Consider the following 21,013-nt stretch of genomic DNA (forward strand, 5'->3'; position numbering starts at 1 on the left):
ACCTGTTCGCGGACACCATGGGAATTCTGCAATATTATTGTTTGTGCGGATATTCAGTGGAATGCCGTTATGTAGGGTGCGACCCGGCGGCTTTCCCCGGCGTCGAGCTTCCGTACGCGTCAAGAAAGGGCGTGCCGCCAGGCGGCACGCCCTCGGTGGTCCCGGGGTGCGGGAAGGCCGGACGCGGACGGTCGGGGGACGACACGCGAAGCGGCGCACGGATTCACCGGGTGAATTCCCGGCGCGGAACTAGTGCGGGTGGCAGCAGCGCCTGACCCACGAGTGATGGTGGTGATGCCTGCGCTTTCGGTCCTTTATCTTGATCGCATTGTCGACTTGCTGGTGGTTTCTAATGCTCTGATGGTTTTTGCTCTTCCGCTTTGTCGGCTGTGCCGGGCAGAGGCCGTTCGGGCCGACGACCAGGGTGAGCGGCGTCGAGGCGATGGGATCCAGGTCCGCGTTGCCGGGGAAGCCGGCCACGAGCTGATGGGTTCCCGGCGGGACGCCGGTCACGGCCGGTGTGGCGCGGCCGTTCGCGTCGATCGGGGCCGTGCCCAGGCTCACCCCGTCGGAGAAGAACTCGGCCGACCCCGTGGGCGCGGCCGACCTGCCAGAAGACGTTGCACGCCTGCGCGCCGTTGATGAGGGTCACCGTGCTGGCGGACGCGGTGATGAGGGTGGAGGCCGTCTTGAAGATGAAGACGGCGTTCGGGTCGCCCTGCCCGTCGAGAATCAGGTTTCCGGGGATCCCGAAGGTGCCCGAGGCGGAGTCGTGGACCCCCGGTGTCTGGGTGGTCCCGCCCAGCTCCGCCGGGATGGTGGCGTCGACGGGCTGCCCCGCCGCGTCGTCGTAGGCGGCGGTCAGGTCGACCTGGGCCTGAGCGGCGGCGGCGTCGGCGGAGTGGATGGTGCCGACCACGACGCCGGGGGGAAGCCGGTGACGGCCGAGCCCGGGCTCACCCCGGGATCCCCGGTGATCACGCTGGGACCGGTGTTGGTGACCGTCGTGCCCGCCAGAACCGCGAAGTTCGCGGCCGTGCCGAGCGGCGGTGGCGTCGCCGCGTTCGTCGCGTTCGTCGCGTTCGCCGTGTGCGGTGTCGCGGCGACGCAGCCCAGCGCGACCGCGGCGGTCAGGGCTCCCGCCGGCCAGGAACGGACGACATCTCGCGGAACGATAGGTGGGTGGCCAGCTCTTATCACAGTGCTGCCCTTTTCTTTTGGTATTTCGCCGCCCAGGCGCATTGCCGATGATGCGCCATTTTCGCCGACCCTGCTAATCGGCGGTGTCGTACTTGTTATACGACGTGCGGGATATTTTATTGCGTGGTTATCGGAGTATTTATATGGGATGTGACTATATTGCTGATTGCGAAGATGTTTGGGATATCCGGCTCCGAAGCGGACCGGGCGGCGGAGACCGCGAGGCCGCGTCCCCGTTTTCAACCGCGCGAGGCCATGTCCCCGTCCCAAGCACGCGAGGGCGTGCCGCTCGGCGGCACGCCCTCGACGGTTCCGTGAAACGGAGAGAGGTGGTCAGACGCAGGTGATGCCGGACGCGCCGGGGGTGGAGGGTCCGTTCGCGGTGAACCCGACGACGACGGACTGACCCGCCGCGAGGTTCGCCGCGTGGCTCGGGGCCTTCGCGGTGAAGGTGGTCCCGCTCTGCGTGACGGTGGCGTTCCAGCCGCTGCCGAGCGTCACGCCGGACGGCAGGGTCCATCTCACCGACCAGTTGTTCCAGGTCGAGGTCCCGGTGTTCTTCACGGTCAGCGCGGCCTGGAAGCCTCCCTGCCAGGAGTTGGTGAGCGCGTACGACGTCTCGCAGGCCGCGGTGCCCGGGGTCGGTGTCGGAGTCGGGGTGGGGGTGGATGTGCCGCCCCCGCCGACCGGCGGGATCAGGTACGGCTGGAGGATGTCCTGCTTGTCCTGGTTGATGGAGATCCAGTCGTCCTTGGCGATGCCCCCGGTGTCACCCGAGTTGGGGTTCCACGACCAGTAGGTGAACGACATCCCGTTCACCCCGGTGCCCAGATACTTCATCAGCTCCTGGAGCCAGACCTTGTCCACGGCGGCCTGCATGGTGGTCCCGAACTCGCCGAGCATGATCGGCGCGATGTTCTGCCGGTAGAGGTAGCCCCAGTACCTGTCCCAGATCGCGGGCATGTTCGCCGGATAGTCCGGCGCGTCGAACCACGTCTGGCGGTAGACCGAGGTGGCGTAGTCGTGCGGCGAGTAGACCAGCCGGTTCGCCACGTTCAGCCGCACCGGGAACTCCCCGGCCTTCGACAGGTTGCCGCCCCACCAGCCGCAGTCCTCGTCGTTGCTCGGGTCGTTGTCCCACACGTTCGACAGGCCCCCGCTCGGGCAGCTCACGCCCTCGACGAAGATCAGCCAGTTGGGGTTGACCGACAGCACCGCGTTGCCCGCCCGCTCGGCGGCGAGCCGCCAGTCGCGCGCGGTGTCGCCGCAGCCCCAGCACGCCCCGGTGGCGGCCGGGTTGGTGCCCTCGGCGTGCGGCTCGTTGTGCAGGTCGGCGCCGATGACGGTGGTGTTGCCCGCGTACCGCTGGGCGAGCGCCTTCCAGTCGTTGATCCAGGTGCTCTCCGGTGTCGCGGCGACGTACCACAGCGGCGACTGCCCGGCCGCGGTCGGCCGGTGCCGGTCGAGGATGATCCGCATGCCCTTGCTTCCGGCGTACGCGATGACCTTGTCGAGGATCTGCAGCGGGCTGTTGCCGACCAGGTCGGGGTTGACGAAGTCGTTCACGCCGCTGGCGACCGCGCCGGGCTTGAGGGCGTCGTTGGAGAACGGCACGCGGAGGGTGTTGTAACCGAGCGAGGCCATCTTGTCGATCTGGCCCCTCCAGGGGTTGCTCGACCACAGCCCGTGGAAGGTCTTGTTGTCGGTCTCCATGCCGAACCAGTTGATGCCGGTCAACCGGACGGTCGCGCCCGTGCTGTCGACGATCTTGTTGCCGGAGGTGCGCAGGTAGCCGGTACCGGTTCCGCCCGCGGCACCGGCCGGGGAGGAGCCGAGCGCGACCGCCAGCGCCGAGGTGACCACGAGCGCCGCGAGCGCCGCCGACCACCTGCGAACACGCAGGACTTTCATTGAAGAGCCCTTCGAGGACGGGATCTGTTCGCGGGGCGGGAACCCCGCGATCGAAAGGTGCGGCCGGTCGCGTTCGCCATGGTTCGGCGCCTGCCCCGCTCCCGTCAACCGCCGCCGGGACCGGTCCCGCCCCCTCGCGGCACCCGCGACCCCTCCCATCTCGCCCTGTGCGGCCACCGCCCCGCCGATCGCCGGGTGAAAGTTTCAGGGGGACGGCGGGAGGGGCGGGCACGTCCACGGGAGGCTCGCCGGCGTTCGACGGGGCGGCGGGAATGGCGCGTCACCCGGTCCGGCCACCGGCTCCGAAATCGCGGATTCCCCATTTTCCGGCCGGGATCTCGTCGGCGAAGAAAAGCCCTCGATCGCTTTCCGCGTCCGGAGGAGCGCATTCTTGGACGCGGGGCTTTCCGGACACCGAACCGGGGCCGGTCGCCTCGGCGCACACGAAGTCGTCGGCCACCCTCAGGGCGGCCGTCACCGGATCCCGACGGTGAATTCGACGGGACCATAACCGGAAAATAATCTAAGCCCCCTCCATTTTAGAATTTGAGGGGGCTTAGTCGTATATTTCATTTTTTTCAACCGGCCAGGGCGACCGACACGAGCAGAAGCTGCGCCTCCAGGGCGCTGCGGAAGTCGTCGGGCAGCGAGCCCTCCCGGTTGCGTTCGGCGATCTTCCCTCGGATCGGGGTGAGGTCGCGGGAGCCCCAGACGCTGTTGGCCAGCACCTGCCGCAGGTCCAGGGCCACGTCGGGGCGGATCCTGCCCTCGTCCTCCCCCTTCGCGAGCACGGCGTTGAAGCGCCGCACACTCTGGTTGAGATTCGGTTCGTAGGAGCGGATCGCCTCCGTTCCCGGGATCGCCTCCACTCCCGGTGCCGCTTCCGCCGCCTGCCCGCTCCATCTGGAGGAGAGGCCGGAGGGAGAGGGACTGGGCAGTGGCGTCGTACCCGGTTCGGGGTAGGCGGTGGTGGGGTCGAGGACCGTGGGCGGCGCCGTCCCGCGACCCGGTGGACCGGCCACCCGCTCCTCGTAGGAGCCGGCGATCCGGCTCCACACCAGGAGACCCGCGAGCAGCGCCGCCACCGTCGCGACCACCGTCCAGCGCACCAGCCCGTGCCCGCGGGTCCAGTGGGCCGGGGCCGTGGCCGGCGGCCTGAGGGCCGCGGCCAGGTCGTCGGCCACCTCCTGCGCCCTCGGCCTGGCCTCGGGCCGGTGCGACAGGCAGACCTGGCATAGCGCGCTGATCCGCGCGGGCATCCCCGGCACCGCCGCCACCGGAGGCGGTCCCTCCCGGCGGACGTTCTCGATCTCCTCCCAGGTCCGTTCCGGGTACGGGGGATCGCCGGTGAGCATCTCGAACAGCAGCACGCCCAGCGCGTAGACGTCACTCGCCGGGTCCGCGACCGTGCCGGTCAGCCGCTCGGGCGCCACGTAGGGAGGGGTCCCGTAGTCGGAGGCCCGGTCGTCACCGTCCTCCCCGATGAACGCCGCGATGCCGAAGTCGAGCAGCTTGGCGCCCGCCGAGGTCAGCAGCACGTTCTCGGCGGTGACGTCCCGGTGCACGATGCCCCGCTCGTGGGCGGCGGCCAGCACGGTGGCCAGCCTGGCGGCGATCGTCGCCGCCTCCGCCCACGGCAGCGGGCCCTCGCTGATCCGGTCCGCCAGCGAGCGCCCCTCCAGCAGACGCATCACGACGTACGCGGCCAGGCGACCGTGCGAGGTCACGGTCTCCCCGTAGTCGTAGACCTCGATCGCGTCGGGGTGGATGAGGCGCGCGGTGGCACGCGCCTCCCTGCGGATCAGCTCGCGCTCCCCCAGGTCGACGCCCAGCTCGCCGTCCAGCAGCTTGACGGCGACCATCCGCTGGAGCGACTGGTCGAAGGCACGCCAGATGACACTCATGCCACCCCACGCGATCCGCTCCAGCAACAGGTACCTGCGGGTGAGCACGTCTCCCGCGCGAAGCCCGACCTGGCTAGGCGGACTCACGGACCACCAGCTCAGTGGGGAGTACGGGATTGTCGTGGGGAGCGCCGGACGAGCTCATCGAGAGCAGCAGCAACCGGGTGGCGAGCGCGGAGAACTCCTCCACCGGCTGGCGGACGGTGGTGAGCGTGGGGGAGGTCCGCCGGGCGGCGGGGGCGTCGTCGAACCCGATGACGGCCACGTCCTCCGGCACCCGGCGGCCGGCCCGGCGCAGGGTCTGCAGCGCGGCGGCCGCCATCACGTCGGAGGCGGCGAAGACCGCGTCGACGTGTGGCATCCTGCGCAGCAGCCACTGCATGCCGTGCACTCCCGACGTGTGGCTGAAGTCGCCGTACGCGACCGGCACGCCGGTCATCCCGGCCAGGGCGAGGGTCTGCATGAACCCGTCGAGCCGGTCGCGGGCGGCCGGCAGGGCGGGCGGGCCCGCGATGACGCCGATGGACCTCCGGCCGCCGAGCAGCAGGTGTTCCGCCGCCTGCCGGCCTCCGTCGCGGTTGTCCATGTCGACGTGCGGGAGGTCGATGCCGTCTGGGGGACGGCCCGCGCTCCGCACCGGAATGCCCGAGGCGGCCAGGGTCACCACGAGCGGATGCCTGTCGCGTGCGCCGATCAGCAGGACGCCGTCGATGCTTCCGGCGACGAGCGGCGGCGTGGCGATGGTGGAGGTGGCCGCCGTGGCGGTCATCACGGCGAGGGGGACGCCGTGACCGGTGAGGACCTCCTCCGCGGCTGTGATCATCCGTGCGTAGAACGGCTCGGTGAAGAGCCGGTGCGCGGGTTCGCAGACGACGATGGCCACGACCTGGTCGGATCGGCGGCCGGAGCCGCCACGGGGAGCGCGATGCCTTACGTAACCGAGACGCGATATTGCGTCATGCACCTGCCTACGAGTCGACGTGCTGACTCTGACTGAACCGGTGAGCACCCGGGAAGCCGTGGCGGGGGAGACCCCTGCCTCTGCGGCGACCTGGGCGAGTGTGGGTAGATCGGTCATAACTTCCTCCACACCAAGATCCTGCACAGGTGGGAGCGCTCCCAGTGAACCTAGCATTGTTTCGGAAGTGTCAAAAGATGTTTCCGAAAAATCACCATGTGTATGTCAAATTTCCCTGACAACCCAGTCAGGGGCAAGTATCGACATGATTACGGAGTCATACCATTCCCCGTTTAGGCGCAGGGCGTCACGGCAGACGCCCTCCTGGACGAAGCCGATCTTGCGGTAGACGTGCGCGGCCCGTTCGTTGAAGGCGTAGACCTCCAGGGCCACCCGGTGCAGCGGCGTGGTGCGGAAGACGTGGTCGAGGGTGAGCCGGATCGCCTCGCTGCCGTACCCCCTGCCGTACGCCCGGGGGCCGATCAGCGCGATGCGCAGGTTACAGGAGAGGTTGTCGGCGTCGAGCTCGTTGAGCACGATCTCGCCCACGTAGGAGTCGTCCCCGGCGGCGCAGATCGCCAGGTCCAGCCGGTCGCCGTGCTCGCCCCGCGAGCCGTACCAGGCCCTGAGCCCCTCGTAGTCGGGCTTGCCGTGCGAGCCGGTCAGCCGGACGGTCTCGGGGTCGTTGACCAGCTCCCAGAGGCCGTCCACGTGCTCGGGGCCGACCGGTCGGAGTGTCACGTGCTCTCCGGAGAGCGTGGGTTTGCGTGCGAACATCATCCGGCGTGTCTACCGGCCGGAACCCCGCCGGGCAACCCGGTTGTCCGGAGCCGTCCCCTGAGCCCTCCCCGGGGCAGCGCCCGGACCGTGCCCGGACCGTGTCGCCGGGCCACGGGGGCGAGCCCCGCCCGGTCACGTCCGGGGTTGCGCGAACTCCGGTCCCGGGACAGGTTCACCAGGGTCCGTACGGTCCCTGGTTGCCGCCCTTGCCGATCTCCCGCACGGCGGGGCGCACGTCGGCCAGGTAGATGCCCGAGGCGATGACGGACGCGATCGTGAAGATGCTCAGCACGCTGAGGTACTGCACCGCGGCGGCGAAGCCGAACAGCGCCGCCAGCCCGAGGATGACGAGCCACAGGTTCTTGGTCTGCTTGCCGGTGACCGCGAACGCCCTCGCCGGGGTCTTCACCGCGTGCACGAGCGCCCAGCCCGACAGCGCGAACACTCCGACGGCCAGGATCCAGAAGACCAGGTCCAGGGCACCGTGGATTTCGATCATCGTCTCTCCAGAACGTTCGCCTCGCCGGTCTCCCTCAGCCTAATGCCGAAAGTCCCGTTCGCGGTGTCCTCGGCCCGTACCGGCCGGGCTTGGCGGCCCGTTCCCGTGCCCGGCCGTTCCCCGTACGCGGCGGGTGCGGCCCCCCGGGACGCCCAAGGCCCGCCCCGGGAGATGCCGGGGCGGGCCTTGGGGCCGGAGTGCGTGAGGGGCGTGCTCAGCCCTTGGGCGGGGTGGACCTGCCGGTCGTGCTGGACGACTTCGAGGTGCGGGTGCCCTTCTTGGGCGTCCGGGCGGCGGCGATCGCGGGCTCGGCGGCCTCGGAGACCTCCTCCAGCTCCAGGGCGATCTCGCCGCTGGTCTTGGAGACGACCTTGCGTCCGCGGTTGGCGAACTCCTCGTACAGCTCGTTGGCCCGGCCCGCGATCTGGTCGGCGTAGTCGCGCGCCTTCCCGGGGAAGTCCTTGGCGTAGCCCTCGGCCTTGCCGGCGAGCTGCCTGGCCCTCTCCGGGAGGTCCTTCGCGGCCTCGCGGATCTCCCCGCGGCGGCCCTGCAGCCTCTGGATCTGCTCGGGAAGCTCAAGGAGCTTCTCGACGGCGAAGTCGCCGGCCCCGGCGACGGCGTAGAACGGCTTGGACTCGGCCAGCTTCTTGACTTCGGTGGCGATGGGCATGGGTTAACCTTCCTTGGTTTCCTCGGTGATGTGGCCGTTGCTCGGGGGGACCGCGTAGGGCTTCAACGCGGTGAGGTATTCCCCGGGGAGCGGCGCCTCGTCGTCAGGCGAGGAGTTCGCGTCACCTCGCCGGGGCTCCGGTGCGAGGCGTGCTTTCTGGGAGGTCTGCACGTCCTCGTCCGGGGCCTCGGCCTGATGGTTCTCCTTGCGAAACGACTCGTAGATGTCGATCAGCACCTGGCGTTGCCGCTCGGTGATGAGGTGGTCGGCCCTGATCGCGGTCAGCACGTCGCTGTCCGGCTCGCGCTCCTCGATGAGGCCCGCCTGGACGTAGAGCGCCTGCGACGAGATGTGCAGGCCCTTGGCGATCTGGTTCAGGATCTCGGCGCTGGGCTTGCGCAGCCCGCGCTCGATCTGGCTCAGGTAGGGGTTGGAGACCCCCGCCGCCGCGGCGAGCTGTCGCAGGGAGATCTTCGCGTGCGTGCGCTGCTCGCGGATGTACTCACCGATCGAGCCGACCTTCGGTAGTGCCATGCGTCGAGTCTGCCGCAAAGTGCTTGCTATTGCAAACGAGTTGGCTAACACTTGCAAGCACTTTGGGGTGAGTTTGGCGAAAGATGGACGAATCCGGCCAGAGCACCAGGGCAGGACCCGGTTTCGGTAAGCGGGCCGGCCGCACCTTCAAGAGGGGTAAACGCGGGTCAGCCTCGGCGCACGGCTGCACAGCTGCACGGCTCAGTACGGGACCAGCCAGAGCAGCGGCGCCGACGACGTCAGGACGACGGAGAAGGCGACGATGGCGTAGCGGATCCCGCGCGGCAGGACGGGGACCGGGTTCACCAGGCGCTCGACCCTCGCCATCACGGAGACGGCGGAGCTGGCGGCGCCCAGGGCGCCGTGCGGGGCGGGGACGGCGCCCGCCGTGCCGAAGCGCAGCAGGGCGGTCGCCAGGCGGCGCGCGGAGCAGCAGCGGCGGGCGACGTCGTCGGCGGCCATCTCCACGAGCAGGCCGACCTCGCCCTGCGCGTCCTTGACCACGCGCGACCAGGGCAGCGCCCGGCGCAGCGCGGCGAAGGGCAGCAGCACCAGGTCGTGCCGTTCGCGCACGTGGGCCGCCTCGTGGGCGAGCACCGCGCTCAGCTCGTCGGCGGAGAGCAGCTTGAGCGCCCCCTCGCTCACCACCACCTGGGAGCGCAGGCCGGGCACGCAGTAGGCGGTGGCGCCCGGATGGTCGAGCACCCGTACGCCGGGGACCACCGGGTCCTCCCTGGCGATCAGGGCGAGAAGGGTGCGGTGGCGGTGGCGGGCGCGGAACGTCTGCGCGCCCGCGGCGAGAAGCACCAGGATCAGCACGGCCAGCGCGGTGATCCCGGCGACGAGCGCGATGATCCTCGGCAGCTCGTACGGCTGGGGGAGCCCGCGCCCGCCGACGAACGAGGAGGCCGCGAACTCGCGCAGGCCGTGCAGCACGCCCTCGTCGTAGGGCTCCAGCGCGTAACCGAGCAGGGCGCCCGTCCCGGCCAGGCCCCAGGTGACCCCCAGCGCCTGCCACAGGACGATGGCCACGTGCGGGGCGCGGTAGGTCCACCGCGCCCGGGTGAACCTCCAGGCGCCGACCGCGCAGACCAGGGCGAGCGTCGCCAGGGCTGCCGCGGCCATCTACTCGTCCTCCAGCTCCTCCAGGTCCGTCAGGGCCCTGCGCAGGATGTCGGCTTCGGTGCCGGTGACGGCCTGGGCGAACCGGGTGAGGGCCGCCGACCGGTCACCGGTCATGTCCAGCGCCTCCAGCATAAGCTCCGCGACGTAGGCGTCGCGGCTCTCCGCCGGTGCGTACCGCCACGCGCGCCCGTCCCGGGTGCGGAGCAGGAACCCCTTGCGGGTGAGCCGGTCGAGCACGGTCATCACGGTGGTGGGCGCCAGGTCGCGGTCGGCGATCAGACGCCCGACCTCCCGCGCCGTCACGGAGGATGGCTGTGCCCAGATGATGTCCATGATGCTGCGTTCAAGCTCGCCGAGACCCTTCACGCGTCCAAGCCTAACTCCCGCACCACGAGGGGTAGTACTACGGGTTGTCGAGTGACTTGCGTCACAGGTGTTTGACCATGTAAATCTCGTCCCGATCGTCGCCCGGCGCAAGGCGGATCGACCGCGGGATCCGGCCGACCTCCGTGTATCCCAGCCGGGCGTAGAAGCCCTCGGTCCCGGTGCCGCCGCGGACCGTCAGGTGCAGCGCCTCCACGCCCAGGTCGCGGGCGGCGTCGTCGGCGGCCCGCATGAGCAGCGTCCCGTAGCCCTGGCCCTGGTGCTTGGGGTGCACCATCACCCGCAGCACCCAGCGCCAGTGCGCCCGCAGCCACGACTTCCCGTCGCCCAGGATCAGCCAGCACGCCACCTGGCCCTCCCGGTCGAATCCGGCCAGCAGGTGGTCGGGGTTGTCGCGGGTGGTGTCGCAGGCGGCGAAGGTGGCGGTGGCCGTCTCCAGGATGTCGCCGGGGGTGACCGGGGGGACGAAGCCGACCGCCCCTCCGGCGTTGACCACCTCGGCCCAGCACTCGACGAGCTCGCCGGTGAGCGCGGGGGTGAGTTCGGGGTCCACCACGAACCGCGGTTCTGCCATATGCGAACTTTACCAAATATATGAGCGCAAGTTAGGTTTGCCTTACCAAACCTCCCGGAGCCGTCCGGGGTGGCCGCGGCCAGGTCATCACGGGGCGACCGCGGCTCGCTCGCGGCGCGGCGATCGTGACCCGGTCATCGCGGGGCGACCGCGGACCAGGGCAGGGTGATCTCGCCGAGCCGCCAGCGCGCCCGGCCGCCCAGCGGCGGGCGCTCGGCCAGCGGCCAGGTCCCGGCGAGCGTCCCGGCCGCGGCGATCCAGCGCTGCCGGGAGCCGTACGCGCTCAACGGGGCGTTGACGGCCCAGGCCCGGTCGAAGTCGCGCAGGAAGGCGTGCACCGGCTCGCCGGGGACGTTGCGGTGGATGAGCGTCTTGGGCAGCCGGTCGGCCAGGTCCGAGGGGCGCTCGAAGGAGTCGAAGCGGGCCGAGAGGGTGAGCGTCCGGGGCCCCGAGCGGTCGAGCCCGGCCCAGACCGCGCGGTGGCCCACCTCCGAGCAGGTCCCCTCGACGATCACCCCGTCCGGCGCGAGCCGTTCGGAGAGCATCGCCCAGTACTCCCACGCCTGTGCCTCCCCGTACTGCCGCAGCACGTTGAACGCCCTCACCAGCAGGGGCGGCCGTGCCACCGGCAGCTCGAAGCCGCCCAGCGCGAAGGACAGCCCCGGCCGCTCGTACGGCTTCGCCGCCGCCACCCTGGCCGGGTCGATCTCGACGCCGACGACCTCGACCGAGGGGCAGATCACGCGCAGCCGCAGGAAGAGCTCCAGGGTCGTGGTGTGCGAGGCCCCGTACCCTAGGTCGACCACCAGGGGGCGGACGGCGGAGCGCAGCAGGCGGCCGTGCGCGGCGACGACCCAGCGGTCGGCCCGCCGCAGGCGGTTGTGCCCGGTCGTCCCCCTGGTGATCGCTCCTACCGGCCTCTCCGCTGGCTTCCGCACGATCAGACGCGGTTTCGGCGCATCAGACGCGGTGGACCTTGTGCTGGGCGGCCTGGGCCCGGGGGCGGATGACGAGACGGTCGATGTTCACGTGGGCCGGGCGGGTCACGCACCAGGCGATGGCGTCGGCCACGTCGTCGGCGGAGAGCGGGTCGGGCACGCCCTCGTAGACCCGTCCGGCGGCGGCCGAGTCGCCGCGGAAGCGGTTCAGGGAGAACTCCTCGGTGTGGACCATCCCGGGGGCGACCTCGACGATCCTGACCGGCCGGCCGACCAGCTCCAGCCTCAGCACCTCGGTCATCGAGGTCTGCGCGTGCTTGGCCGCGTTGTAGCCGCCCCCGCCCTCGTACGAGACGAGCCCGGCCACCGAGGTCAGCATGAGCAGCACGCCGTCGCCCGACTCGACCAGCCTGGGCAGCAGTGCCTGGGTCACGCGGAGGGTGCCGAGCACGTTGACGTCGTACATCCGCTGCCAGTCGGCGACGTTCCCGCTCGCCACGGGCTCCAGGCCGATCGCGCCGCCGGCGTTGTTGACCAGCACGTCGCAGCGGTCGAGCGAGGCCGCCAGCTCGTCCACCGACTCCTGCGACGTCACGTCCAGGGTGACCGGGCGGATGCCGGGCACCTCGGCGGCCAGCTCGTCGAGCCGTTCCCTGCGCCGCGCCGCGGCCACCACGTCGAAGCCCTCGGCGGCGAGCCTGCGGGCCGTCGCCTCGCCGATCCCGCTGCTGGCCCCTGTCACCACAGCTGTCCTCTTCATGAGTCCCCATCCTGCCAGGAGCCGCAGGGGCCGCCCGCTCGGGCCCGAAGCGGCCATGTGTCGGGAATGTTGCGGATTATCCGATGGTTGAGCCCTCTCGGAGGTGGTGTCGGTGAGGCGCCGACGGGTCAACCGAGTCGCGACGATCAGCATGCACACGTCCCCCCTGGACCAGCCGGGTACCGGGGACGCGGGCGGGATGAACGTCTACATCGTCGAGGTGGCGAAGCGCCTCGCCGAACTCGGGGTGGAGGTGGAGATCTTCACCCGGCAGACGTCCCGGGACCTGCCGCCGGTCGCCGAGCTCGTCCCCGGCGTCTCGGTCCGCCACGTCACCGCCGGGCCGTACGAGGAGCTCGACAAGGGCGACCTGCCCGGCCAGCTCTGCGCCTTCCTGTCGGGCGTGCTGCGCACCGAGGCCATGTACGAGCCGGGCCGCTACGACGTCATCCACTCCCACTACTGGCTCTCCGGCCAGGTGGGCTGGCTGGCCAAGGAACGCTGGGGCCTGCCGCTGGTGCACACCATGCACACCATGGCCAAGGTGAAGAACCTCCTGCTCGCCGCCGACGACAGGCCGGAGCCGGCCGCCCGGGTGCTGGGCGAGCAGCAGGTCGTGGACGTCGCCGACCGCCTGGTGGCCAACACCCCGACCGAGGCCAGGGAGCTCGTCGAGCTCTACGGGGCCGCCCCGGCCCGCGTCGAGGTCGTCAACCCCGGCGTGAGCCTGCGGGTCTTCCAGCCCGCCTCACAGGGCGCGGCCCGCCGCCGGCTCGGGCTGCCGCAGGACGCCCACGTGCTGCTGTTCGTGGGCCGCGTGCAGCCGCTGAAGGCCCCGGACGTGCTGCTGCGCGCCGCGGCCAGGATGCTCATCGACGACCCCTCGCTCAGGTCGAGGCTGGTCGTCGCCTGCGTCGGCGGCCCCAGCGGCAACGGCCTGGCCAGGCCCTCCTACCTCACCGACGTGGCCGCCTCGCTGGGGATCTCCGACGTGGTCAGGATCGTTCCCCCCGCGCCCCAGCACGAGCTGGTCGACTGGTACCGCGCCTCCGACGTGACCGTCGTCCCCTCCCACAGCGAGTCGTTCGGCCTGGTGGCCCTGGAGTCGCAGGCCTGCGGCACCCCGGTCGCCGCCGCGTCCGTGGGCGGGCTGCGCACCGCCGTACGCGACGGTGTGTCCGGGGTGCTCGTCGAGGGGCACGAGGCCCACGACTGGGCGCGGGTGCTCCGCCGGTTCGTCTACGAGCCCGCCTGGCGGGAGACGCTGTCGGCGGGCGCGGTGGCCCACGCGGCGGCCTTCGGCTGGTCGGCCACCGCGGCCCGGCTGGCGGACGTCTACGCCGGGGCGATGACGAACCTGCACCGCCTCCCGATCGCGGTCAACTCCTGAGGCCCGCTCACGGAGCCGGCCCGCCCGCTCACGGAGCCCGCCCGCTCACGGAGTCGGCCCGCCTGTGAGGCGGAGCCCGCTCGCGGGACGGGGGGCCCGTGGAACGCTTGCGAACTCGTGAAGCGCCCGTGAAGCGCCCGTGAGGCGGGGGCGCGCTGTTCGTGAGGCCCGCTCGTAAGCTGGGCCCATGCGCGAAGTGATCGAGGCGGCGCTGAAGAGCGCGGACGCCTCCTACGAGCAGCCCCGGCCGGGCGCCTTCCTGGTGAAGCTCCCCGGCCAGCACAAGCTCGCCACCATGACCTGGCTGATCGTCGGGGACCAGGCCCTGCACGTGGAAGCCTTCTTCTGCCGCCAGCCCGACGAGAACCACGCCGAGTTCTACCGCTGGCTCCTCACCAAGAACGGCTCCATGTACGGGGTCCACTTCGCCCTCGACCCCGTCGGCGACGTCTATCTCGTGGGCCGCGTCCCGCTGGAGGCGGTCACCAACGAGGAGGTCGACCGTCTTCTCGGGTGCGTGCTCACCTACTCCGACGAGGGCTTCGACCGCGCCCTGGAGCTGGGCTTCGCCTCCTCGATCCGGCGCGAGTGGGAGTGGCGCGCCAAGCGCGGCGAGTCGCTCGCCAACCTCCAGGCCTTCGCCCGCTTCGCCGATCCCGAGCGCTGAGGGCACCCCGCCCCACCGCTTTGCGGCCGGGCCTCACCGCACCGGGGGCGGGCCCAGGTCAGGCTCAGGGCGGGTCCAGGGCGGGTGGAGCGCCGGAGACGCCAAGCAAGCGCCCACTAAGCTTGTCCGCATGTCGACTTTGGTGCTGCTTCGGCACGGTGAGAGTGAGTGGAACGCAAAGGGTCTGTTCACCGGATGGGTGGACGCGGGGCTCTCGGCCAAGGGCGAGGAGGAGGCCCGCCGCGGCGGGCGGTTGCTGCTGGACGCGGGGGTGCGTCCCGACGTGGTGCACACCTCCCTGCTGACCAGGGCCATCCAGACGGCCAACCTCGCGCTGGGGGCCGCGGACCTGCTCTGGCTGCCGGTCTCCCGGTCCTGGCGGCTCAACGAGCGCCACTACGGCGCCCTGCAGGGCAAGGACAAGGCGCAGACGCGGGCCGAGTTCGGTGACGAGCAGTTCATGCTCTGGCGCCGCTCCTACGACGTCCCGCCGCCCCCGATCGCCGACGACGACGAGTTCTCCCAGGCCGGTGACGCCCGCTACGCGCTCCTGCCGAGCGAGCTGCTGCCGAGGACCGAGTGCCTCAAGGACGTCGTCGAGCGCATGCTTCCGTACTGGTACGACCAGATCGTGCCCGACCTCGCGCAGGGGAGGAGCGTGCTGGTCGTCGCGCACGGGAACTCGCTCCGGGCGCTGGTCAAGCACCTGGACGGGATCGGCGACGACGAGATCGCCGGGCTCAACATCCCCACCGGCATCCCGCTCCAGTACGAGCTGGACGACGCCTTCCACCCGGTCACCAAGGGCCCACCGGATCCGGTGGGCCCTTTTCGGGTTCTCGTGAAGACGTTCGTGAGGGGCGGCGGGGGTCAGAAAGCGGAGGTGTCCTGGGGCCGGGAGCCCGTCACCAGATAGACCACGTCGTGCGCGACGCGGACCGCGTGGTCGGCGTAGCGCTCGTAGTAGCGGCCGATCAGCGTCACGTCGATGGCCGGTTCGACGCCGTACTTCCAGTCGGGGGCCATCAGGACCTTGAACAGCCTCCGGTGCAGCTTGTCCATGGCGTCGTCGTCGGACTCCAGTTCCAGGGCCGACTCCACGTCGCGCGAGGCGATGCAGCTGCCGGTCTTGGTGACGAGGCGCTCGGCGATCTGCCCCATCTCCAGGATGGTGGAGCGGACCTCCGGCGGGATCGCGGAGTCGGGGTGACGCAGCCTGGCGATCTTGGCCACGTGCTCGGCGAGGTCGCCCATGCGCTCCAGGTCGGTGCCCATCCGCAGCGCAGCGATGATCATTCTGAGGTCCACGGCCACGGGCTGCTGCCTGGCCATCAGGTCGAAGATCGAGGCCTCGACCTCCGCGAAGATCCGGTTCACCTCCTCGTCCTGGGAGATGACGCTCTCGGCGAGGTGGATGTCGGCGTCCAGGAGGGCGGTGGTGGCCCGCGATATCGCCGACCTCACGAGCCGGGTCATCTCGACCAGCCGCTCGGTGAGGGCGTCGAGTTCTTCGTGGTAGGCGTCGCGCATGAGATTCACCGTAGGGCGGTAACGGTGAACGAACCTCGACCGTAAAGTGAACTTTATGGGAAAGGCCGTGGTCATGCCCCCTTAGCAGTCCTCAATGGGAAAAGCCCGACCTACCATCGAGGGCGTGAAGCCTACGGGAGGACCACGTGAGTGAGCTGATGGCGAGTCTGGCCGCGCTGGCCGGTTTCGTCGTGGGAGCGCTGGCCGTGATGGTCGTCCGCCATACCCAGGGACAGCGGAGTGCGATGACACCGGTGGACGGCGTGGAGCCCGGCGCGCTGCCGCAGGGGGTCGCCTCGGTGCTGGCCGTCCTGCCCTCCTCGGCGGTCGTGCTCGACAAGGAGGATCGCGTGCTGCGGGCCAGCTCGGCGGCACGCGCGTTCGGCCTGGTCAAGGGAGATCACCTGATGGCGGCGGAACTGCTCGCGCTGGCCAGGAAGGTACGCAGGGACGGCGAGATCCGCGAGAGCGAGATCGAGGTGGCCGGCCACAAGTTCGGCCAGGAGTCGACCAACTTCGCGGTGCGGGTCGCCCCGCTCGGCTCGCACGGCCAGGTGCTCGTCCTCGCCGAGGACCAGACCGAGCACCGCCGCGTCGAGGCGGTGCGCCGCGACTTCGTGGCCAACGTGAGCCACGAGCTCAAGACGCCGGTGGGCGCCCTGTCGCTGCTGGCCGAGACCATCCAGGACGCCGCCGACGACCCCGAGGCGGTCACCCGCTTCGCCGGGCGCATGCAGCACGAGGCGGCCCGGCTCACCTATCTCGTCCAGGACCTCATCACCCTCTCCCGCATCCAGGGCGCCGAGCCCATCCCCACCCCGGGCCCGGTCCTGATCGACGAGGCGGTGCACGAGGCCATCGACCGCTGCAACACCACCGCGGCGGCCAAGGACATCACCCTCGTCGCCGGCGGGGTCGAGGGCCTGCGGATATGGGGCGACGACGAGCTCCTCGTCACCGCCCTGCGCAACCTCATCGACAACGCGGTCGCCTACAGCCCCGAGCACACCAGGGTCGTGGTCAGCGCCCGCGCGGCGGGCCCCAACACCGAATCCGTCGAGATCAGCGTGAGCGACCAGGGGATCGGCATCCCCGAGAGCGCCCAGGAGCGGATCTTCGAACGGTTCTTCCGCGTCGACGCGGCACGCTCGCGGGCGACCGGCGGCACCGGCCTCGGCCTGGCCATCGTCAAACACGTGGCCGCCTCCCACAACGGGGCGGTCACGGTGTGGAGCAAAGAGGGTTCCGGTTCCACATTCACCCTCCGCCTGCCCGCCTTCGGCGGCATGGCGGTCACGGAACCCGCCACAGTCACAATTCCCCTGGAGGCCGCGCAGTGACTCGCGTGCTCGTTGTCGAGGACGAGGAATCGTTCTCCGACGCCCTGTCATACATGCTGCGCAAGGAAGGCTTCGAGGTGGCCGTGGCCACCACCGGGCCGGAGGCGCTGGAAACCTTCGACCGCAACGGTGCCGACCTGGTGCTGCTCGACCTGATGCTCCCAGGCCTGCCGGGTACCGAGGTCTGCCGATCCCTCAGGCAGCGCTCCAACGTGCCCGTCATCATGCTCACCGCCAAGGACAGCGAGATCGACAAGGTCGTCGGGCTGGAACTCGGCGCCGACGACTACGTCACCAAGCCCTTCTCCTCCAGGGAGCTGGTGGCCCGCATCCGCGCGGTGCTGCGCCGCCAGGGCGACGTGGAGGAGCTGGAGTCGGCGGTGCTGGCCGCAGGCCCGGTCCGGATGGACGTCGACCGCCACATCGTCGCCGTACGCGGTGAGGCCGTGCAGCTGCCCCTGAAGGAGTTCGAGCTGCTGGAGGTGCTGCTGCGCAACGCGGGGCGGGTGCTCACCCGGGGTCAGCTCATCGACCGGGTCTGGGGCGCAGACTACGTGGGCGACACCAAGACCCTGGACGTGCACGTCAAGCGGCTGCGGGCCAAGGTCGAGTCCGACCCCTCCAACCCGCGCTGCATCCTCACCGTCCGGGGGCTGGGCTACAAGTTCGATCCCGCGGAGATCTGAGCCTCCCCGCCCGTCTCCCGTTTCCAGGCGACCGTCCGCTCCCGGGACGACGCCCGCTTCTCCGACGTGCCCGCCTCCGGGAGTTCACCCGCCTCCGGACGATCTCCGGGGCTCAACCGCCTCCGGACGATCCGAGGGGCCGTACGGCGTGCCCGCGCCGTACGGCCCCTCGGCGTGTCCGGAGGCCGTCGCCGGCCCCGGAACGTCAGTGTCCGGCGGAGTGCTCGTCCCCGGTGGTGGCGGAGGGGGTGGGCGACGGCGTGGGGGCCGCGGAGGCGCCGGGCGCCTGCGGGTAGGCGGTGAACTCGCGGCTGCGGGTGATGACGGGGATCGTGAGCTGCACGATGCCGGCGTTGGCGAACTGCAGCTGCACCTTCACGCCCTCGCCGCCCCTGAGCGGCTTCTTCAGCCCCTCCACGAGGATCGTGGGGGTCGGCTTGCCGACGTTCACCCGCTGGTTGTGAGGGAGCGTCACGGGCGCGCTCACCTTCGCCGTACCGAGGGCGGGGTCGACGCCGAGGCCGACGAGCTGGTCGGAGCCCGCGTTGGTGTTGACCAGCGACAGGTAGAGCGGAGTGGCCGCCCCGGCCGGCAGCGTCGCGCCGGAGTCCGGGCCCAGGAAGAAGGCCTGGGAGATGTCGATGCCCTTCGTCTTGACCGTGAGGGCCTCGGTCGGCGAGTAGGGCTTGTTGGTGATCGCGTCGGATCCGGCACCGCAGCCGGCCAGGGCCGGAGCGGCTGCGAGGAACGCCGCGGCGACGATCGCCCGGTGGCGGATGTTGCGGGTCACGGTGCGAGTTCTCCTTGTCACGCGTGAGATAGGGCAAGGGCAACCCTATCGGCGACGTTTACCGGGTTTCCCGCCGACCCGCCTCGTCCTTTCGCGCCGCCCCGCCTCATCATCCGAAGGCGAGGAACGCAGGTCATAAGTGCTTTTTGCCCCTCTGATTCACACACTTGGTCACTTGTCAAGTCATAAGATGCGGCTTTGACCTGCAGTTATGGTGATTTCACTGTTCCGGGAGGCTGTGGATACGTGGTACTCTTGAGTACAGCGGAAGGGGTACTTGTCACATGACTTTCCAGGTCGGCGACACTGTCGTCTACCCCCACCACGGGGCTGCTCGGATCGAGGCGATCACGACCCGAACCATCAAGGGTGAGGAAAGGACCTACCTGGTTCTTAAGGTCGACAAGGGCGACCTTACCGTCCAGGTGCCGGCTGACAACGCAGAACTCGTCGGTGTTCGCGATGTCGTCGGACAAGAGGGCCTTGAGCGCGTCTTCGACGTGCTTCGAATGCCTCACACCGAAGAGCCCACGAACTGGTCCCGACGCTACAAGGCGAACCTTGAGAAGCTGGCGTCCGGCGACGTCAACAAGGTTGCCGAGGTCGTTCGCGACCTGTGGCGGCGAGACAGGGAGCGCGGACTCTCCGCAGGAGAGAAGCGAATGCTGGCGAAGGCCAGGCAGATCCTCGTCAGCGAGCTCGCGCTCGCGGAGAAGACGAACGAGGACAAGGCCGAGGCCCTGCTGGACGAGGTTCTCAACTCCTGAACAAGACATTTCCACGGGTGGGCGTCGGGGTCGACGTCCACCCGTTCGCTTCTGGCCGCGAGCTTCACCTCGCCGGTCTGCACTGGCCCGGCGAGACCGGCCTGGCCGGGCACTCCGACGGTGACGCCGCGGCCCACGCCGCCTGTGACGCGCTGCTGTCCGCGGCGGGGCTCGGTGATCTCGGCGGCCTGTTCGGCACCTCCGATCCCCGGTGGGCCGGCGCCTCGGGTGCCGCCCTGCTCGAGGAGACCGCGCGCAAGGTGCGCACCGCGGGCTTCGAGATCGGCAACGTGGCCGTCCAGGTGATCGGTAACCGTCCCAAGCTCGCCCCCCGCCGCGTCGAGGCCGAGAAGGCCCTCAGCGCCGCCGTGGGGGCTCCCGTGAGCGTCAGCGCCACCACGACGGACGGGCTCGGCCTCACCGGGCGCGGCGAAGGCGTGGCGGCCGTCGCGACCGCGATCGTGGTGAACCTGTAGCGGGTGTCAGGCGTCTTCTATACGGAACGTGGAAAACGTTCCGGCGGGCGGCGCGGAATGCTCGTCGATCCATATCGAGGCGGTGGCCCGTTTACTGGCGCGGTACGGGCCACCCCTTTTTTGGCGTGATCAGCGAATGCGCTGGGTAACCCCTGGGTGACCGTGTCTCGTAACAGGGGGAGCCAGACATGATCGTCTCGATTGTCTCCGCAATCATCATCGGCGCCATCATCGGCGCCCTGGCGCGCCTCGTCCTTCCCGGGCGTCAGAACATCAGCATCGGCCTGACGCTCATCGTCGGCATCGTCGCCGCGCTCATCGGCACGCTCATCGCCGGAGCGCTCGGTCTGATCAACACGCGCGGGGTCAACTGGTGGGAGCACATCATCCAGCTGGCACTAGCGGTGCTCGGGGTGCTCCTCGTCGTCCAGATGCAGGCGAGAAAGACGCACTGAAGGATTTTTTACCGCCTGTAGGAATATCCGTGACTCAGGGGGTAGCCACCTCCCTGTGAGAGTGAAGGTCTCACGATCACTGGGAGGTTGAAAATGACTATCGCGTCTATTCTCGGGGCCATCGTCATCGGCGCGGTCGTTGGCGCCCTCGGCCGTCTCCTGCTTCCCGGTAGGCAGGCGATCGGAGTGATCCTGACCGTCGTCGTCGGTATCGTCGCCGCGCTTATCGGTACCGCCATCGCCCAGGTTCTCGGCGTCGCCACCACGGACGGCATCGACTGGATCGAACTCGTCATGCAGGTGGGCCTCGCCGTCGTCGGTGTCGGCCTGGTCGCGGGTCTCAAGCGCTCCAGGGTCTAGCGAACACCGGGTGAGGCATCCCGGCGACCTCGCCGAGACTCGACTGGACCCCCTCCGGTCCGGAGGCACTCGCGATGACGCGCACGATGTCATCCTGCTCCAGGAGAAGACCCGCTCGGTTCCATCTGGCCTGCCGAGCGGGTCTCGGCCGTTTCCGGCCGGTTCGCGCAGTGTGCCGAACCGGCTTCCGGCCGATTCCGACACGGGCCCGGAGGTGAGAAAATCGCCGGTCCGCAGCGGGGCGCCGTTCACACATGTGTGAACGAATAGCTGCGGGCCGGTCCAACCCGGTGGATGAACGGTGGTTCCGGCAGG

24 protein-coding genes and 2 pseudogenes are annotated in these 21,013 nt (G+C 70.1%); 10 read left to right on the forward strand and 16 right to left on the reverse strand.

The genetic code is table 11. The features are described 5' to 3' along the window. Positions 1-249: 249 nt before the first annotated feature. Together ACFFRH_RS23215 and ACFFRH_RS23220 are read right to left on the reverse strand one after the other, a co-directional pair. Positions 250-564: an Ig-like domain-containing protein gene (locus tag ACFFRH_RS23215; RefSeq protein WP_386159505.1), complete on the reverse strand. Its 315-nt coding sequence runs from the start codon at positions 562-564 to the stop codon at positions 250-252. Positions 565-595: 31 nt separating this feature from the next. After that, positions 596-922: pseudogene (locus ACFFRH_RS23220) on the reverse strand (ice-binding family protein); the annotation flags it as partial. A 51-nt stretch (positions 923-973) separates the two neighbouring features. Here ACFFRH_RS23220 and ACFFRH_RS23225 point away from each other — a divergent pair. Then, positions 974-1,354, forward strand: a complete 381-nt coding sequence (locus ACFFRH_RS23225; RefSeq protein WP_344750353.1) for a hypothetical protein — start codon at positions 974-976, stop codon at positions 1,352-1,354. Between the two features lie 179 nt (positions 1,355-1,533). On the opposite strand, the gene ACFFRH_RS23230 is transcribed toward ACFFRH_RS23225, so the two are convergent. The 12 genes from ACFFRH_RS23230 to ACFFRH_RS23285 form a co-directional block, all read right to left on the reverse strand. Then, the gene (locus ACFFRH_RS23230; protein WP_344750289.1) at positions 1,534-3,111 is read right to left on the reverse strand and encodes a cellulase family glycosylhydrolase; all 1,578 of its coding nucleotides are present in this window, start codon (positions 3,109-3,111) and stop codon (positions 1,534-1,536) included. A 578-nt stretch (positions 3,112-3,689) separates the two neighbouring features. After that, entirely contained in the window at positions 3,690-5,102 is a 1,413-nt protein-coding gene (locus ACFFRH_RS23235; RefSeq protein ID WP_344750290.1) for a serine/threonine-protein kinase, read from the reverse strand. Continuing rightward, positions 5,089-6,150, reverse strand: coding sequence for a LacI family DNA-binding transcriptional regulator (locus ACFFRH_RS23240; RefSeq protein WP_344750291.1), 1,062 nt, complete (start codon positions 6,148-6,150; stop codon positions 5,089-5,091). Before ACFFRH_RS23240 ends, ACFFRH_RS23235 begins: the two co-directional genes overlap by 14 nt. 48 nt (positions 6,151-6,198) lie before the next feature. Then, a complete protein-coding gene (locus ACFFRH_RS23245) occupies positions 6,199-6,714 on the reverse strand; it encodes a GNAT family N-acetyltransferase (RefSeq protein WP_344750292.1) in 516 nt (171 codons plus the stop codon). Positions 6,715-6,925: 211 nt separating this feature from the next. After that, positions 6,926-7,252, reverse strand: coding sequence for a DUF2516 family protein (locus ACFFRH_RS23250; protein WP_344750293.1), 327 nt, complete (start codon positions 7,250-7,252; stop codon positions 6,926-6,928). Positions 7,253-7,466: 214 nt separating this feature from the next. Beyond that, positions 7,467-7,922: a hypothetical protein gene (locus ACFFRH_RS23255; protein WP_344750294.1), complete on the reverse strand. Its 456-nt coding sequence runs from the start codon at positions 7,920-7,922 to the stop codon at positions 7,467-7,469. Positions 7,923-7,925: 3 nt separating this feature from the next. Continuing rightward, positions 7,926-8,456 carry a helix-turn-helix domain-containing protein gene (locus ACFFRH_RS23260; protein WP_344750296.1) on the reverse strand — a complete coding sequence of 177 codons (531 nt, stop codon included), beginning with the start codon at positions 8,454-8,456 and terminating at the stop codon, positions 7,926-7,928. 201 nt (positions 8,457-8,657) lie between these two features. Continuing rightward, positions 8,658-9,581, reverse strand: coding sequence for a M56 family metallopeptidase (locus ACFFRH_RS23265; protein ID WP_386159512.1), 924 nt, complete (start codon positions 9,579-9,581; stop codon positions 8,658-8,660). Beyond that, the gene (locus ACFFRH_RS23270; RefSeq protein ID WP_344750298.1) at positions 9,582-9,947 is read right to left on the reverse strand and encodes a BlaI/MecI/CopY family transcriptional regulator; all 366 of its coding nucleotides are present in this window, start codon (positions 9,945-9,947) and stop codon (positions 9,582-9,584) included. It abuts the gene before it with no gap. Positions 9,948-10,008: 61 nt separating this feature from the next. After that, a complete protein-coding gene (locus tag ACFFRH_RS23275) occupies positions 10,009-10,539 on the reverse strand; it encodes a GNAT family N-acetyltransferase (RefSeq protein WP_344750300.1) in 531 nt (176 codons plus the stop codon). 134 nt (positions 10,540-10,673) lie between these two features. Further along, entirely contained in the window at positions 10,674-11,477 is an 804-nt protein-coding gene (locus ACFFRH_RS23280) for a class I SAM-dependent methyltransferase (RefSeq protein ID WP_344750301.1), read from the reverse strand. Positions 11,478-11,499: 22 nt separating this feature from the next. After that, positions 11,500-12,237 (reverse strand): SDR family oxidoreductase, encoded by a 738-nt coding sequence (locus ACFFRH_RS23285; RefSeq protein WP_344750303.1) that lies wholly within the window; start codon positions 12,235-12,237, stop codon positions 11,500-11,502. A 106-nt stretch (positions 12,238-12,343) separates the two neighbouring features. Between ACFFRH_RS23285 and mshA the strand changes: the two genes are divergently transcribed. The 3 genes and pseudogenes from mshA to ACFFRH_RS23300 form a co-directional block, all read left to right on the forward strand. Then, positions 12,344-13,627, forward strand: a complete 1,284-nt coding sequence (mshA, locus tag ACFFRH_RS23290; protein WP_344750305.1) for a D-inositol-3-phosphate glycosyltransferase — start codon at positions 12,344-12,346, stop codon at positions 13,625-13,627. A 187-nt stretch (positions 13,628-13,814) separates the two neighbouring features. Next, positions 13,815-14,294, forward strand: a complete 480-nt coding sequence (locus ACFFRH_RS23295; protein ID WP_344750306.1) for a type III secretion system chaperone family protein — start codon at positions 13,815-13,817, stop codon at positions 14,292-14,294. Between the two features lie 130 nt (positions 14,295-14,424). Next, a pseudogene (locus ACFFRH_RS23300) lies at positions 14,425-15,102 on the forward strand (phosphoglyceromutase); the annotation flags it as partial. Between the two features lie 62 nt (positions 15,103-15,164). Here the strand turns inward: ACFFRH_RS23300 and phoU are convergent. Then, entirely contained in the window at positions 15,165-15,824 is a 660-nt protein-coding gene (phoU, locus tag ACFFRH_RS23305; protein ID WP_344750310.1) for a phosphate signaling complex protein PhoU, read from the reverse strand. A 158-nt stretch (positions 15,825-15,982) separates the two neighbouring features. Here phoU and ACFFRH_RS23310 point away from each other — a divergent pair, with 158 nt between their 5' ends. Both ACFFRH_RS23310 and ACFFRH_RS23315 read left to right on the forward strand, forming a co-directional pair. Continuing rightward, entirely contained in the window at positions 15,983-17,164 is a 1,182-nt protein-coding gene (locus tag ACFFRH_RS23310; RefSeq protein WP_344750352.1) for a sensor histidine kinase, read from the forward strand. Next, positions 17,161-17,850 (forward strand): response regulator, encoded by a 690-nt coding sequence (locus ACFFRH_RS23315; protein ID WP_344750312.1) that lies wholly within the window; start codon positions 17,161-17,163, stop codon positions 17,848-17,850. The genes ACFFRH_RS23310 and ACFFRH_RS23315 overlap by 4 nt, the downstream gene beginning before the upstream one ends. A gap of 205 nt (positions 17,851-18,055) precedes the next feature. Here the strand turns inward: ACFFRH_RS23315 and ACFFRH_RS23320 are convergent, their stop codons facing one another. Next, positions 18,056-18,640, reverse strand: a complete 585-nt coding sequence (locus ACFFRH_RS23320) for a copper chaperone PCu(A)C (RefSeq protein WP_344750313.1) — start codon at positions 18,638-18,640, stop codon at positions 18,056-18,058. Between the two features lie 284 nt (positions 18,641-18,924). Here ACFFRH_RS23320 and ACFFRH_RS23325 point away from each other — a divergent pair, with 284 nt between their 5' ends. The 4 genes from ACFFRH_RS23325 (at position 18,925) to ACFFRH_RS23340 (ending at position 20,698) form a co-directional block, all read left to right on the forward strand. Further along, positions 18,925-19,407, forward strand: a complete 483-nt coding sequence (locus ACFFRH_RS23325) for a CarD family transcriptional regulator (RefSeq protein ID WP_030924410.1) — start codon at positions 18,925-18,927, stop codon at positions 19,405-19,407. A gap of 17 nt (positions 19,408-19,424) precedes the next feature. Further along, positions 19,425-19,883, forward strand: a complete 459-nt coding sequence (gene ispF / locus ACFFRH_RS23330) for a 2-C-methyl-D-erythritol 2,4-cyclodiphosphate synthase (RefSeq protein ID WP_344750314.1) — start codon at positions 19,425-19,427, stop codon at positions 19,881-19,883. A 188-nt stretch (positions 19,884-20,071) separates the two neighbouring features. After that, positions 20,072-20,338, forward strand: a complete 267-nt coding sequence (locus ACFFRH_RS23335; RefSeq protein WP_344750315.1) for a GlsB/YeaQ/YmgE family stress response membrane protein — start codon at positions 20,072-20,074, stop codon at positions 20,336-20,338. A gap of 93 nt (positions 20,339-20,431) precedes the next feature. After that, complete coding sequence (locus tag ACFFRH_RS23340; RefSeq protein WP_344750316.1) at positions 20,432-20,698, forward strand: GlsB/YeaQ/YmgE family stress response membrane protein; 267 nt, start codon at positions 20,432-20,434, stop codon at positions 20,696-20,698. Positions 20,699-21,013 lie beyond the last annotated feature (315 nt).

Source organism: Streptosporangium vulgare (assembly GCF_042428775.1).
In the GTDB taxonomy this organism is placed as follows: domain Bacteria; phylum Actinomycetota; class Actinomycetes; order Streptosporangiales; family Streptosporangiaceae; genus Streptosporangium; species Streptosporangium vulgare.